Genomic DNA, 14,079 nt, shown 5'->3' on the forward strand with positions numbered 1-14,079 from the left:
TGCGCGTCGCAGAAATTCACAGGCCCGTCACGTGACATTAATCGAGCCACCCTTCGCTGTTGCCGCAGCCTCGCCTAAGAACGAAGCCCCACGCGGTTGGGCGCTCGCGTGAGCACTGCCACCGAATCCCCAAGGCAAATCAGCCCTTCAGCAGCAATTTTTGTGATTGCCGCCGTCGTTGCTACGTTCGGGGCGCTAAGTGGGTGGAGCATCTTGTTGAATATCGCGGCCATCGCCTTGGTCGCTTTTGTGGTGCTTCAGTTCCGCAACATACAGCGCGCTCAGCAGATCGCCGGGATCTTGCTTTTGGCCATCGCGTTCTTTGTTTCCCTGTCACAGAGCAACGTGATCGAGGTTTTCGAGACCGGCGTTCTGAAAACCCTGCCTTTCCTGTTGGTCTTTGCCTCGGTTGGCTGGCTTCGGGCTGCGGCTTGGGAAAGCCCCTCTGTCGCCGATCTCAGGGCGGCCTTGTCCCGCATGGGGCCGGGGCGCCGCTTTGCCGCCTTTATCCTGTCGGCCCATACCATGGGGGCTGGCTTTAATCTGGCTGGTCTCGGGCTTTTGGCGCCGATGCTGGATGACGGCCGCGAGAACACCATTGAAGGCATGCGTCTGCGCTGCGCAATCATGTGGGGGTTTGCCGCGGCAACCTGTTGGTCGCCGTTCTTTGTCGGCACTGCTGCCGTGCTGGCGACCATGCCGGGGCTGCGTTGGCCGCAGGTTGTGCCCTATGGGCTGCTCATTGCCGCCGGATTTCTGATCTACGCCACTGTTTATGACCGCTTTGTCAGACGCCGCGGCGGTGTTCGCCGGCAGGGCGTTGCGGAAAAGTTGGACCTTGGCCCCGCTGTCGCACGGCTTCTATTGGCGATTACCGTACTTTTCGTCATCACTCTGACGCTTGTTGAAGGAACGCATCTGAAGCTGACAACGGCCATTGCCCTGTCGGCTCCGACCTATTCGCTGGCTTGGCTCTGGCTTGTACATGGCCGAAAGAACGCCCCGCGCGTCGCCCAAATCGCACGGTCGGTTCTGGCGGGCTATTCCGGGATGCGCACTGAAACCACCCTTTTCGTATGCGCCAACATCTTTGGTGCGGCCGTGGCATCCATGCTGGCTTCGGGTGATGCCGGCGGCATTGCCATGCCGGGACTGACCGGAGTGATGTTCGTCGACGCTGTTCTGGTGATCTGGATTTATCTGGCGGTCTGCGCGGTTGGCTTGCATCCCATCATCCTTCTGGTCGTCTTCACCACGGTCACCGACCCGGCTTCATTGGGCATCCCCTTGCCCCTTATGGCGGCCACGATGATGGCGCTTTGGGGTATGGGCACCTCGGTCTCGCCGCTTTCGGGGACAACGCTGTTCATGTCGCAAATGTCCCCGGTGTCATCCTTTGTCATCGCCTGGCGCTGGAATGGCGTCTTCGTCATCCTAAGCACTTTTTGGGTGGCTGCCGTCCTAACCTTATTTTCCTAACGATGCCGGTTTCCCAAGCTCAGAGAGGCTAAAAATTCGCGTCCCGCCGCATAAACCTTTGGAGTATGCGCGATTTTTTCGGAGCGCATTCATTCCATGCACCCAGAGTTTATATCCTTTGGCCGGACAGGCCGGATACGGTTTTCCCAATTGATCAGATTCTTCGAAAGGAACGACCGTGCCAGATTTATTTGGAACACCCGAGGCGGACCGCTTGGTTGGCACGAACGGCGCTGACGTATTTTATGCGGTAGGCAATGATCTTATGGTTCGGGATAGGTTGATCGGGAAAAACGGCGATGACACCTACGCGATCACCTCGGGCACCTACAACAGCTTTTTCATTGATGATCGAGGCACGGACGACGGCACCGACACTATCCTCAGCCCCAACGGATTGTATAACACAACCTCGACCGGGGCAATTTCGACCTTCGCCACGGCGGTGAAGGCCGGCGACACGCTGGTTCTGAATTTGCCGGGTGAAAATTCGTGGTGGCGTCACAGCGCGACACCGGACATCGAATTGCGGCTGGTCGGGCAACATGCTGGGACGGGGATCGAAAAGCTTGTCACGTCGACCGGGACCTACACCATCGCCACTGGCGACACCGGGACCGAAACAGCAGACCTGATCGTTGGCGGCAATGAGGCCAACACCTTTTCGGCAATGGGCGGTGCGGATTTTGTTTTTTCCAACGGCGGCAACGATAGCATCGATCTGGGCGCCGGTGACGATTTTGGATTTGCTGGCGGCGGCCGCGACACGATCTTCGCCGGCGCGGGCGATGACCGTGCCTATGGCGGCAACGGCAACGACTGGATCCATGGCGAGGCCGGAAACGACGTGCTTTTTGGGGAAGATGGCAATGATCATATCTGGGGCGGCAGCGGTGCGGACAATCTGTCAGGGGGCGATGGTCGGGATTGGCTGCGAGGCGGAAGCGGCGACGATACTTTAAGTGGAGGGCTTGGCAACGATCTGCTGTTCGGGCAACGCGGTGCGGACACTTATCATTTCGATGCGAACATCGGCACGGATCAAACGGATATCATTGACGACCGCGGCGACGGCAACGCCACATGGCTTTCCCACGATGTGATCGATCTTTGGGGCCTTAACCCCAACAACGCCACCAACGCGCAGCTTCAGCTGACCGCCTTTGACGATCTGTCGTTTTCCAAGGTCGGCAACGATGCGGTCATCACAATTGCCGGATCGGGCAACACGATCACTGTCAAGGACATGCTGAACGCGTCTCTTCACGACAAGGCCTTTGTCGAGGAACTTCAACTCGGCTCGTCAGTTTTCACTTTCCGCTTTGTCGACGCACAGGTGACGGATGTCTCGAACGACCGCGATTGGGGATCGGGCTATGGGTCTGAGCTTAACGAGATCATTTACGGCACAGGTGGCAATGATCAGATCTTTGGCGGGACCGGTATCAACTTCATCGTGACGGGCGATGGTGCCGACACATTGATCTACAAGGTCGGCGATGGCCAGGGTCTCGGCGGGCTGGGCGGCGGCGTCTCGCACGATATCATTCAGGACTTTGACCTGACCGTCGACACGTTGGATTTCTCAGAGATCACGGGCGAACTGGGCGCTGGCGGGTACTATCTGCAATACGGAGAGGACGCCCAAGGCGACGCAACCATCTTCATCGACACAGGGGATTTCCAGACAGCCGACGTCCTGATCGAATTGCGCGGTATTTCACTGGTCGATCTCATGGCTTCGGACGCTCTGATCTTTTGAGCATGGGGTTCACACGCCGGCTCTGAAATCCGATCTTTGCCTATGACGTGCCGACGCAGCCAAGCCAAGTCGGCACAACGACGGGCGGCCTGGAAAGTGGCCGCCCGAGAGGTCTATTTTGCGTCTTCTTTCACCGTTTCCGCGTCTTCGACGATCTCGGCCTCAACGGGCTCCGATTGGGGTTCCGCAGGCGCGTCTGGCGTAGCGTCCACCAACTCTTGCTCTTTGGTTGGCTTTGGCGAATGGTCCTCAAGCGCGCCCACAATCAGTGGCAGCATTTCGGCCCCTGCGGGCAGAACGACCTCGGATTGCGGCGGTTTGGTCCAGCTGAGCGTGTCAAAGGCCCCGCAATTCGAACAGAGCGGCGCCCATTGGGCGTGAATTGTATTGCAGTTGTCGCAGACCCACTGCGGACCACGCGGCGAGGTCAGCGCCTTTGCCAGCCAGCCACGTACAACTGAATCCGACCCGCCCTCGCCCTTTTCGATCGCTGCCATGATGGCCAGCACCCGCGCGTCAGGATCAGTTTCCACCAGGTCGCCAAGGCTGCGGCGCGCTTCGGGAAAGTTTTCGGCGGCAAGGTTGAGTTCGGCCTTGAGCAGCTTGGTTTCGCGATGATCGGGTTTGATCGCCGTCAACGCAGCAAAGCGCTTTACGCGTGCATCGGGTGTCTCGTTCGGTTCGATTTCGGCGAAGGCAGCGGCAAGATCCGGGTGCGGGTGCACTTCCCAAGCTTTCTTGAGCACGCGTATCGCATTACGTTTGCGGTTTTGCGCGATATAGCCACGCGCCGCCATGGCAGCAGCGGGGATCAGGTCAGGCGAGGCTTTGTTCGCCTTGATCGCCGCTTCGGCAGCGGCGCCGCTGGCTGCATCATCAGCGATGTTCTGCGCCTCGGACAAAGCCAGAACCGCATCGCGCCGCTTGAAGACATCACGCGGTAAGGTGCCGGTTTTCAACTTGGTGGCGAGAGTCTTGCGGGCGCCTTCCCAATCCGACGATTCCGCCTGAAGCCGCAGCAGAGTATCCTGCACTTCGGTATGCTTGGGCTTGATGGCAAAGGCGCGCTCCGCCAGTTTCAGCGCTGTCGCCGTATCGCCCGAGGACAGCTTTTGCTTCATCAGACCGCGGACGCCGACGAAACGGGTATTTTCGTCCTTGAGAAGCCGTTTGTAGACCTCCTCGGCCTTTTTCGTGTCGCCAACCATTTCCGCCGCCTGCGCGGTGATCAGATTGGTCAGGTCAGGACGATGCAGGTACTTGTCAGCCTTGGTCGCCTTGGCCATCGCCAAACGACCCTCGCCCGAAGCCAGCGCCATGAGCCCTTCGGACAAAGCCTGAAAGCCCTTGCGTTCGCGGTTGCGATCAAAATACCGGCTTAGCGCGGTTTCATCGCCGTTTATGAACTTGAGCAGGGCAATCACCAAGCCAAACAGCTTGAAGAATACCCAGACCAAGGCCACCAGCACCAGAGCGCCGATCACCGACTGCAGCGGACCCAGAGTAAACTCGGTCCCCGCCACGGTGACCTGGATACCGCCCTGGCTTTCCATCAGGTAGCCTGCGCCAAGGGTCAAGGCCGCGACAAGCGCGACGAAAACGACAATCTTGATAAGTGACCAAAGCATTTCGTGACCCTTATTCTTTATTCAAATCTTGAGCGAGCGACTGAGCCGCTGCCAGAGCATCTTTGCGCGAATTGGCGCGCGAAACCCAATCGGCCAGCACCGCTTGTGCTTCGGCAGGCAGGGCCTGCAATTCGCTCAGCGCGGTGTCGAGATCTCCGGCCTTGACGGCCGCCTCGGCGCGCGAAAGCACGGCGTCGGGATCATTGCCTTCGCGCGGAGTAACCGAACGCGCGCCAAGCTGGTTCGACAGGAAGGTCGCCAGACCGCCGCCACCTTCTTCGGCAGGGGCCGCGCGGCGCGCGACGCTCAGCGCATCACGCGCGAGATCCGGAAATTCGCTGGCCAGCGCGGTGATCGTCGGCACGCCATCGGCGGCAGCAGCGCTCAGGGCTGTGGGAACCTCAACGCCATTTGCCGTCAACAAGAGAAGGGGTTCGCCATAGGGTTTGCCTGCCTGCGCCAAAGCGATCAATTCAGCCAAGGCATTGCGGCTTGACGCTATCGTGGCCTGCTCTTCTGCGTTGGCGTTGGCGGCCAGAGCCTTTTCCGCCATGGCCTGAATTTCCGCCTTCTGTTCCTCGACCGCTTGTTTCTGCGCGGTGATCGCCAAGCGAAGCTCTTCGAGCTCACGTTCATAGGCAGCGATGGCTTCGGGGCCGACGGCCTCGGCAACCGGGGCTTTTTCGATCGCTGTGATACGGCTGTCCAAACCGGCGATGCTGGCTTCCAACGCGGTCACGTTGTCGGTCAAACCAGACAGGGTATCCTCGACCCCGGCGACCGAAGACATGATCGGGTTCAGATCAATGATACCGATGGCCTTCTGTGCCTCACCAAGCCCGGCCTCAAGGTTTGCGATCTGCTGGGACTGCGCGTCGATCGAAGCCTTTGCCTCTTGCTCAAAGGGGTTCGGTTCGGGCGCACCAAATAGGTTCATGTCGGTGAATTGCGCCGCGCCAAAGCCCAAAGCTGCGGCGACGATCCCGCCCAGCGCCATTGGCACGAACCCGCCTTTGCGTTCGATCACCTTCTCCTGCACCACGGTGGGCTGAGGCGTAGGCGCTTCGGTTTCCGAGGAGGCAAGGTCATCGCGAATGTCATCGTCCAAAACTTCGGCCGGACCGCTGGAATTGAAGACATCTTCGGCTAGCGTGTCATCCAGCGCGGGGTCTTCCGGCTGGGCATCGTCCTTGGGCGCGTCTTCGGTCAAAGCCTCGTCCTTGGGTGTTTCAGGCTCATCCGAGGTATCGATCTCGGTCGACGCCTCGACGCTGTCCTGATCTTCAGTGACCTCTTCGGTTACCGCATCCACCACGTCTTCGGGTTTGGCAGTTTCTGCCTCGGATTGATCCGAGGGTTTGCTGGACTTTGCCTTTGCCACGTTTCGTCACCCTTTCACATTCCCTGCACATCCGCCCATAACCGGAGGCAGTCACTGTATTCAATTCTCAACCGATTCCCGCGCAAACTCCAGCAATTCCAGAACAGCAGCCAGCATCGCATCGGATTCGGGGCGCGTTGCGATTTCCACCTTCCATATATGGAGCGGCTGAGCCGCATTGACCACCGTTTGACTAATCCCCGCGACAAGAAGCGGCGCTTTAATGTGCTGTTTGGCAAAAAGCTGAGCGGTTCTGGGCGAAAACAAAGGGGCAATAACCGGAGTTTCGCCTAGCAAAGCATCCTGCGCCTGCCCTGTCAGGGGCAACGGGGGCTGTTGATAAAGGATCGCTTCGCGTGTTTCCAGACCGTCAGATCCGAGCCGCGCGGCCAGATCTCCTCGGCTGTGCTGACCCCTGACATGCAACAACGGCACGTCAGGCCGCTGATCCAACAGCATTTCAATCAAGCTTTCCGCATTTCCATCGGCACTTTTGGCCGTCATTCCCGCCCTTTGTGCAGCCTGCGCGGTGGCATTGCCGACCGTGTAGGCCGGAAGATCAACGCGCCCGCCAAGCGCCTGCCACGCCGCGACACCATTGGCCGAAGTAAAGATCAGGCCTCGCAGGTCGTCTTGCGCGGGCAATGGGCCAGCGTATTCGATCCCGATGAGCGGTGCAAAAATTGGCTGAAAGCCAGCATCCCGAGCCTGTAGCTGCGCAACGAATTCCTCTGCCTGCGCCCTCGGACGAGTCATCAGCAGGATGGGATCTGGCTTGGCCATCTGACCTCCGGGATTGTGGGGCGCCTTTCAGGGTGGTACCTGCGAGGGCAGGACAAAGCAACGGGAACGGCGGATGGACACTGTGCCCCTTATTCTTGGGCTGGAAAGCAGTTGCGACGATACCGCCGCCGCCCTGCTGCGCGGTCGCGATGTGTTGTCCTCGGTGGTGATGGGCCAGAACAACCTGCACGCGGCCTATGGCGGCGTGGTCCCCGAAATTGCCGCGCGCGCCCATGCGGAACGGTTGGATATCTGCGTTGAACAAGCGCTGGACGAGGCCGGTGTTACGCTGGCGCAGTTGGACGCGGTTGCCGTGACCGCCGGTCCGGGGCTGATCGGCGGCGTTTTGTCTGGCGTCATGCTGGCCAAAGGGTTGGCGACCGGGCTGGGCAAACCGTTGATCGGGGTGAACCATCTGGCCGGTCACGCGCTGACGCCCCGCCTGACTGACGGGCTGTCTTATCCTTACCTGATGCTGCTTGTTTCGGGCGGTCATTGCCAATTCCTGATCGTCCGCGGGCCGCGGGATTTCACGCGCCTTGGTGGCACCATCGACGACGCCCCCGGCGAGGCCTTTGACAAGACCGCGCGCATTCTGGGCCTACCGCAGCCCGGCGGCCCCTCGGTCGAGGCCGAGGCGCAAAAGGGCGACGAAAAACGGTTTCGCTTCCCGCGCCCGCTGCTGGACCGCGAAGGCTGCGATCTGTCCTTTTCGGGGCTGAAGACCGCCATACTCCGCCAGCGCGATAGCCTGATCGCAGTGCAAGGCGGGCTGACCACGCAAGATCGCGCCGACATTTGCGCCGGGTTCCAAGCCGCGGTGCGCGACGTTCTGATGGAAAAGACGCGCCGCGCCATTGCGGCTTATCTGGACGAAACACCTGAACAACCGGCCTTGGCCGTGGCTGGCGGAGTTGCTGCAAATCAGATGCTTCGGGCTGGATTAGAGACTGTTTGCAGACAAGCGGGCCTGACGTTCACCGCCCCGCCACTGCGTCTTTGCACCGACAACGCGGCGATGATCGCCTACGCCGGGGGCGAGCTTTTGGCCTTGGGCCTGACCGACGACATGAGCCTTGCCGCGCGCCCACGTTGGCCGCTGGACAAAAACGCCGCGCCGCTGGTTGGATCAGGTAAGAAGGGGGCCAAGGCATGAGCGTTTCGATCCTTGGCGGCGGCGCTTTCGGCACCGCCCTTGCGGTGGCGATTGGGCAAAAGCGCCCCGTTACGCTTTGGGCTCGCGATTCCAGGCATTTGGCAATGCACCGCGAAAGCCCTCGCTTGCCGGGGGTGCAATTGCCGGAAAACGTGACCGTGACTGCCGACCTCGAAATCGCTTTGGATGAGGCGGCCCTGCTGTTTTCAATGCCCATGCAAAGTCTGGAAAGATTTGCCTCGCAGATCCCGGACACCCTTACCAGCAAAGCCCTTGTCGCCTGCTGCAAGGGTATCGACCTGACCACCCTGCAAGGCCCCGCTGCGATCCTTGCCAAGCACTGGCCCGAGGCGCACCCTGCCATCCTGACCGGGCCAAGTTTCGCCGCCGATATCGCGCGCGGATTGCCTACTGCCCTGACACTGGCTTGCGCAGACGATGCGCTGGGGCAAACCTTGCAAGAGTGGCTCTCGACTCCGACGCTCCGGCTCTATCGTACAACGGATGTTGCGGGGGCCGAACTGGGCGGTGCGCTGAAGAACGTCATCGCCATCGCTTGCGGCGCCTGCATTGGTGCCGGATTGGGCGACAGCGCCCGCGCGGCGCTGATGACCCGCGGTTTCGCCGAGATGACACGGCTTGCGGCGGCATTGGGCGCAAAGCCGGAAACCCTGGCTGGCCTGTCCGGGCTGGGCGACCTGACGCTGACCTGCACCTCGGACCTGTCGCGAAACTTCCGCTATGGGCTTGCTCTTGGACGGGGCGAGGCGTTTGATCCGTCGGTAACTGTCGAGGGCGCCGCAACGGCCCGCGCGGTTGCGCAAATCGCTCTGCAACGCGGTCTGCCACTGCCCGTCTGCTCTGCCGTCGCAGAGCTCACGACCGGGGCATTGACCGTTCCCGAAGCCATGAACCAACTGCTTTCCAGACCCCTGAAAGAGGAATAAACCATGCTCATCGCCCTGATCGCCCACGACAAACAAGACGCGCTACAGGTTCGTAAAGACAACCGCGACGCGCATCTTGCCTATATCGAAGCCACCGGTGTGGTGAATCAGGCCGGGCCTTTGCTGGACGACGCAGGCGAGATGGCCGGCAGCCTTGTGATCCTTGACGTGACCGATATGGCTGCCGCTCAGGATTGGGCCGACAACGATCCCTACGCCAAGGCGGGCCTGTTCGAAAGTGTCAGCCTGACCGCGTGGAAACGGGTGATCGGCGGATGAGGTACTGGCTGTTCAAGTCCGAACCGTCGACCTGGAGCTGGCAGGACCAAGTGGCCAAGGGCGACGTCGGCGAGGAATGGGACGGCGTGCGCAACTATCAGGCCCGCAACTTCATGCGCGAGATGAAGATCGGCGATCGCGGCTTTTTCTACCATTCCCAGAAGGAAAAGGCGGTGGTCGGCACGGTAGAGGTGATCGCCGAAGCGCACCATGACAGCTCCACCGAAGACGCGCGCTGGGAATGCGTGGACATCAAGGCACTTGAGACCGCGAAAACCCCAGTGACACTGGACGATATCAAGGCAGACGACCGGCTGGCTGAAATGGTTTTGGTGAAAAACTCTCGATTGTCCGTCCAGCCCGTCACCGAAGACGAATGGCGCCTCATCTGCGACAAGGCCGGACTGACGGCCTAGTCAAAAACCGCGCTCTGCGGCAACATCGACGTCACAAGCAGGAGGGGAACTCATGGAACTCATCAATGTGATTGTGGCGACTGTCGCTGCCTTTGCCGCGGGGGCGGCCTGGTATATGGTGCTGTCAACGCCCTGGCTGGAAGCCATCGGCATTCCCTGCGATGCCGATGGCAAGCCGGAAGGCGGACAAAACCCTTTGCTGTTCGGGTTCGGATTCATTCTGCAGTTGATTGTCGCAGGAATGATGCGCCATGTCTTTGCACTAAGCGGGATCGACAGCATTGGTGCCGGGATCATCGGCGGGGCAGGCATAGGCCTGTTTTTCATCACGCCCTGGATCGCGCTGAACAATTCCTACGCCATGCGGCCGCCCAAGCTGACGCTGATTGACGGCGGGTATGCCACCGTTGCCTGTGCGATCATGGGCTTTGTTCTGACGTTGTTCTGAAGGTAATATCTCGAAGGCAAAAAATGTTACGGGGGCACCGATCACAAGACCGGCACCCCCGTCACCCCACGTGCTCCCTACGCACCACACGTGAATCTGATCAAAGGATCCGGCCTTCTGGCCTTCTTTGAATTGACACTAACCGGGAAAGAGCCAGTCGAGCAATCTTCAAGTATTCGCAATTCAAACTTCATTGAAAACGAAAAGGCCCCCGCGCAAAGCAGAGGCCTTTATGTATTGGTTGGAACAGGGCTTTACCCGTAAACGGACTCTTTGCCAAAATGCTTGGTCAGCATGTAGTAGACCACGGCGCGGTATTTGTTGCGCTCGGAGCGGCCATATGTTTCGATCACGCTGTTGATCGCGTCCATCAGCTCGGGGCCGTCGCTGAGGCCCAGCTTTTTCATCAGGAAGTTTTCCTTGACGGTTTCAAGCTCGGACTCCTGACCGGCGGCCACAGTCGATGCGTCTGCGTTGTAAATGGCGGGGCCGCAACCGATGGTCACCTTGGTCAGAAGATCCATGTCAGGATCCATACCGCACTTGGTGCGCAGGTCGTCCGCATATTTCGCGATCAGATCGTCACGCTTTCCCATAATCCACTCTCCCTCGGGATATTGATAAAATAGTTATCAACGGCCACTTTGGACAAGGCAACCGCACAAATCTAGGGGAAAAACAGCCAGATTGCATCGCAATATGCCAGGAAACGGCCTAATCGCGCCCGCTCACCAATACCGAGCGATAATCGCGCATAACAGCACCGGCGCATAAAAAAGCCCCCTCCGTCAATCGCGGAAGGGGCTTTGTATGCTTGGGTGGTGCCGATCAGTAGCGGTAGTGTTCCGGCTTGTAGGGGCCTTCCGGAGTCACACCGATATAGGCGGCCTGCTCGGGGGTCAGCTGGGTCAGTTTGACACCGATGCGGCCCAGATGCAGACGCGCGACCTTTTCATCCAGATGCTTGGGCAGGATGTAGACGCCGTTTTCGTAGTTTTCGCCGTTCTTCCACAGTTCGATCTGTGCCAGCACCTGGTTGGTGAAAGAAGCCGACATAACAAAGGACGGATGCCCCGTAGCGTTGCCAAGGTTCAAAAGGCGCCCTTCCGACAGAAGGATGATACGCGAGCCCGAGGGCATCTCGATCATGTCGACCTGATCTTTGATATTGGTCCATTTGTGGTTCTTCAGCGCGGCCACCTGAATTTCATTGTCAAAGTGACCGATATTGCCAACGATCGCCATGTCCTTCATCTCGCGAATATGCTCGATGCGGATCACGTCCTTGTTGCCGGTGGTGGTGACAAAGACATCGGCGCTGGCGACAACGTCCTCAAGCAGCACGACTTCATAGCCATCCATTGCCGCTTGAAGAGCGCAGATCGGATCGGCTTCGGTCACTTTGACCCGCGCGCCAGCACCGCTGAGCGAGGCTGCCGAGCCTTTGCCGACGTCGCCGTAACCGCAAACAACAGCGACCTTGCCGGCCAGCATGGTGTCAGTGGCGCGGCGGATGCCGTCAACCAGTGATTCCTTACAGCCATACTTGTTGTCGAATTTCGATTTGGTGACGGAATCGTTCACATTGATCGCGGGAAAGGGCAGCTGCCCCTTCTTGTGCAGGTCATACAGACGGTGCACGCCGGTGGTGGTCTCTTCAGACACGCCTTTGATCGCATCGCGGGTTTTGGTGAACCAACCCGGCGTTTCAGCCATCCGCTTGTTGATCTGGGCCTTGATGACTTCCTCTTCTTCCGATGTCGGCACCGGAATGATATCCTCACCGGCCTCGGCGCGCGCGCCCAACAGCACGTACAGCGTGGCGTCGCCGCCATCGTCGAGGATCATGTTCGCGCCATCGGGGAACATGAACGATTTGTCGAGATAATCCCAATGCTCAGCCAGGGTCTGGCCTTTGATCGCAAAGACCGGAACGCCTGCCGCCGCAACGGCTGCGGCAGCGTGATCCTGGGTTGAGAAGATGTTGCACGACGCCCAACGGACATCAGCGCCAAGTTCGACAAGTGTTTCGATCAGAACTGCGGTCTGGATCGTCATGTGCAAAGAGCCGACGATGCGCGCGCCCTTCAGCGGCTTGTCCGTGCCGTATTCCTCGCGAAGGGCCATCAGGCCCGGCATTTCGGTTTCAGCGATATTCAGTTCCTTGCGGCCATACTCGGCCAGAGAAATGTCTTTTACGATGTAATCTTTATTCATGATGCGATCTGCTCCTGGTGTCACACGTGCAAGGCGTGAGCCGTTAATAAGGTTTGGTTTAATTGACAACAAGCCGGGATACCATATGCATGACCAAGAGGCATCATGAAAGCGCTAGAATGGACTTCGAACATCGCATTTGCGTCAATGAGTACGGATTTTACTGCGTGCCAAACGAATACAGCAAACGCGAAATCCCGCAAATTTTAACGCGCGGCGAAGTTTATGAACCTGGTACCCTGCGCCTGATGCGCCGCCGGGTTGGCAGCGGCGATATCGTGACCGGTGGGGCCTTTATCGGTGATTTCTTTCCGGCGCTCAGCGCGGCACTGGCACCCGAAGCCCGCCTGATCAGTTTTGAGCCGAACCCGCTGAGCTTTGCCGCAGCCCAACGCACCATCGCCCTGAACAAACTGACAAATATCGAACTTTCCCCTGTCGCCGTGGGCGCAGAAGCGGCCAAGCTGCATTTGCAATTGTCCCGCGTCGGTGGCAGCGCAACCGCCGCCCGCGCCAAGATTGTCGAAACCGCAGACGATGGCGAGACGATCGAAGTCGATGTTGTGCCGTTGGACACGCTGGTGGCCAAAGGTCGCAAGGTCTCGATCCTGCATCTCGACGTGGAAGGGCACGAAAAAGAGGCACTGTTGGGCGCGCGCCGGGTGATCGAGGAAAATCGCCCGATGATCGTGCTCGAAGCGGAGCGGCCCTGGCAGCGCAACATGTACCTCGAATTTCTGGGCGACAATTTTGGCGACCAAGGATACCGCTTTTGCGGCGGAATGGAGCGGAACGCCTTTTATCTGGCGGATGGCTGATGCACTCAGATCAAGGGGGCCGAAATGGCGAAACAACCACGCGCTTGGCAACGGATGCTGTCCGGTCGCAGGCTGGATCTGCTGGACCCGACGCCGGTGGACATCGAAATCGAAGACATCGCGCATGGTCTTGCGTTCGTGGCGCGCTGGAACGGCCAGACACGCGGCGATTATGCCTATTCGGTGGCCGAACACTCCTTGTTGGTCGAAGAGATTTTCGGCCGTCTGTGCCCCAATGCAACGGTGGCCGAACGCTTGACCGCCTTGCTGCATGATGCGCCGGAATACGTGATCGGCGACATGATCTCGCCGGTCAAAGCCGCCGTCGGACCGGATTATGAAGAACTGGACAAACGGCTGACCTCGGCCATTCACATCCGTTTTGGCTTGCCCGCAGTCACTCCGGTCAAGCTCAAAAGACAGATCAAAAAGGCTGATCGCATCAGTGCCTGGATGGAGGCCGTGCAGATCGCCGGATTTTCCCGCAGTGAGGCGGACAAGTTCTTTGGCGCTCCGGATCTGGACCTGATTGCCGATCTGGACATTCTTCTGCGCCCACCGTTGCAGGTGCGACTGGATTTCACCGCACGTCATGCCGCCTTGATGAAAGCGCATTGATCGGCTCTTGGTCCGCTTGCCGAGCGCGACCGTGGAGAAAGGGCAACAGGTTTTGCGCCTTCAAATTATCCGCCATTTTGGAAACAATCTGCCCAATTCTTGCCGCAATCGACCTCTAGCGAAATCGAAAAGCGTTTCGTTATGGAG

Annotated in this window: 14 protein-coding genes; 9 read left to right on the forward strand and 5 right to left on the reverse strand. The window is 59.2% G+C overall.

The genetic code is table 11. From position 1 onward, the window contains the following. The first annotated feature begins 216 nt into the window (after positions 1–216). Both ACOYQJ_RS07765 and ACOYQJ_RS07770 read left to right on the forward strand, forming a co-directional pair. On the forward strand, positions 217–1,479 hold the full coding sequence (locus ACOYQJ_RS07765) for a hypothetical protein (RefSeq protein ID WP_422905448.1): 1,263 nt from the start codon (positions 217–219) through the stop codon (positions 1,477–1,479). Between the two features lie 178 nt (positions 1,480–1,657). Beyond that, positions 1,658–3,241 carry a calcium-binding protein gene (locus ACOYQJ_RS07770; protein WP_422905449.1) on the forward strand — a complete coding sequence of 528 codons (1,584 nt, stop codon included), beginning with the start codon at positions 1,658–1,660 and terminating at the stop codon, positions 3,239–3,241. 113 nt (positions 3,242–3,354) lie between these two features. On the opposite strand, the gene ACOYQJ_RS07775 is transcribed toward ACOYQJ_RS07770, so the two are convergent. Genes ACOYQJ_RS07775 through ACOYQJ_RS07785 form a run of 3 tightly spaced genes read right to left on the reverse strand, consistent with a single transcriptional unit; the run spans position 3,355 to position 7,033 of the window. Next, positions 3,355–4,869 (reverse strand): heme biosynthesis protein HemY, encoded by a 1,515-nt coding sequence (locus ACOYQJ_RS07775; protein ID WP_422905450.1) that lies wholly within the window; start codon positions 4,867–4,869, stop codon positions 3,355–3,357. A 10-nt stretch (positions 4,870–4,879) separates the two neighbouring features. After that, positions 4,880–6,250, reverse strand: a complete 1,371-nt coding sequence (locus ACOYQJ_RS07780) for a COG4223 family protein (RefSeq protein WP_422905451.1) — start codon at positions 6,248–6,250, stop codon at positions 4,880–4,882. Positions 6,251–6,310: 60 nt separating this feature from the next. Beyond that, positions 6,311–7,033: a uroporphyrinogen-III synthase gene (locus tag ACOYQJ_RS07785; RefSeq protein WP_422905452.1), complete on the reverse strand. Its 723-nt coding sequence runs from the start codon at positions 7,031–7,033 to the stop codon at positions 6,311–6,313. A gap of 73 nt (positions 7,034–7,106) precedes the next feature. Between ACOYQJ_RS07785 and tsaD the strand changes: the two genes are divergently transcribed. From tsaD to ACOYQJ_RS07810, 5 genes are read left to right on the forward strand one after another with little or no spacing between them, the layout of a single operon-like run. After that, a complete protein-coding gene (gene tsaD, locus ACOYQJ_RS07790; protein ID WP_422905453.1) occupies positions 7,107–8,189 on the forward strand; it encodes a tRNA (adenosine(37)-N6)-threonylcarbamoyltransferase complex transferase subunit TsaD in 1,083 nt (360 codons plus the stop codon). Further along, complete coding sequence (locus tag ACOYQJ_RS07795; protein WP_422905454.1) at positions 8,186–9,136, forward strand: NAD(P)H-dependent glycerol-3-phosphate dehydrogenase; 951 nt, start codon at positions 8,186–8,188, stop codon at positions 9,134–9,136. The genes tsaD and ACOYQJ_RS07795 overlap by 4 nt, the downstream gene beginning before the upstream one ends. A gap of 3 nt (positions 9,137–9,139) precedes the next feature. After that, positions 9,140–9,415, forward strand: coding sequence for a YciI family protein (locus ACOYQJ_RS07800; protein WP_422905455.1), 276 nt, complete (start codon positions 9,140–9,142; stop codon positions 9,413–9,415). Then, positions 9,412–9,831: an EVE domain-containing protein gene (locus ACOYQJ_RS07805; RefSeq protein ID WP_422905456.1), complete on the forward strand. Its 420-nt coding sequence runs from the start codon at positions 9,412–9,414 to the stop codon at positions 9,829–9,831. Before ACOYQJ_RS07800 ends, ACOYQJ_RS07805 begins: the two co-directional genes overlap by 4 nt. Positions 9,832–9,883: 52 nt before the next feature. Then, positions 9,884–10,279, forward strand: a complete 396-nt coding sequence (locus ACOYQJ_RS07810; RefSeq protein ID WP_422905457.1) for a DUF1761 domain-containing protein — start codon at positions 9,884–9,886, stop codon at positions 10,277–10,279. 254 nt (positions 10,280–10,533) lie between these two features. Here the strand turns inward: ACOYQJ_RS07810 and ACOYQJ_RS07815 are convergent, their stop codons facing one another. Together ACOYQJ_RS07815 and ahcY are read right to left on the reverse strand one after the other, a co-directional pair. Further along, complete coding sequence (locus ACOYQJ_RS07815) at positions 10,534–10,875, reverse strand: DUF2853 family protein (protein WP_422905458.1); 342 nt, start codon at positions 10,873–10,875, stop codon at positions 10,534–10,536. A gap of 232 nt (positions 10,876–11,107) precedes the next feature. Next, the gene (gene ahcY, locus ACOYQJ_RS07820) at positions 11,108–12,496 is read right to left on the reverse strand and encodes an adenosylhomocysteinase (protein WP_422905459.1); all 1,389 of its coding nucleotides are present in this window, start codon (positions 12,494–12,496) and stop codon (positions 11,108–11,110) included. A gap of 119 nt (positions 12,497–12,615) precedes the next feature. Between ahcY and ACOYQJ_RS07825 the strand changes: the two genes are divergently transcribed. Then, entirely contained in the window at positions 12,616–13,314 is a 699-nt protein-coding gene (locus ACOYQJ_RS07825; RefSeq protein WP_422905460.1) for an FkbM family methyltransferase, read from the forward strand. Positions 13,315–13,338: 24 nt separating this feature from the next. Beyond that, complete coding sequence (locus ACOYQJ_RS07830; protein ID WP_422905461.1) at positions 13,339–13,932, forward strand: HD domain-containing protein; 594 nt, start codon at positions 13,339–13,341, stop codon at positions 13,930–13,932. Positions 13,933–14,079 lie beyond the last annotated feature (147 nt).

This window comes from Pacificoceanicola algae (assembly GCF_049341065.1).
In the GTDB taxonomy this organism is placed as follows: Bacteria; Pseudomonadota; Alphaproteobacteria; order Rhodobacterales; family Rhodobacteraceae; genus Pacificoceanicola.